This window comes from Bradyrhizobium sp. Kon58, from assembly GCF_055807455.1.
Genome location: NZ_JBVVOT010000575.1, coordinates 1 through 248 on the forward strand (window position 1 = coordinate 1; position 248 = coordinate 248).

Here is a 248-nt window from a genome sequence, read left to right on the forward strand (position 1 = left end):
AGGATACCTGCAGCAAGACCTACGCTTTCTTGAATGCTGGCAAGGACTTCGCCAAGACGCCGCTGGGCCAGATCGACCCGGAACGCGTGTACGAAATCGACTACCTGCTCGCCGAAGCCAATCAGAACCTGGTGAGTCGCTGGGGCCATAGCATGCTGCGCCTGGTGATCAGCGCGCGCTCGTCCTTGGACCACAGGCGCGCACGGTCATCGATGTGGGTCAGTTCATGCAGCACGGTGGCGAGCATT

Annotated in this window: 1 protein-coding gene; it reads right to left on the reverse strand. The window is 60.5% G+C overall.

Translation table 11 applies throughout. The features are described from left to right. Nucleotides 1-121 precede the first annotated feature (121 nt). The gene (locus AC0L20_RS41555; RefSeq protein ID WP_473295920.1) at nucleotides 122-247 is read right to left on the reverse strand and encodes a DUF7844 domain-containing protein; all 126 of its coding nucleotides are present in this window, start codon (nucleotides 245-247) and stop codon (nucleotides 122-124) included. Nucleotide 248: the final 1 nt, after the last annotated feature.

Coding starts and splice junctions, on each gene's coding strand:
- AC0L20_RS41555 (WP_473295920.1), bottom strand. CDS start 247: ATGCTCGCCACCGTGCTGCATGAACTGACCCACATCGATGACCGTGCG.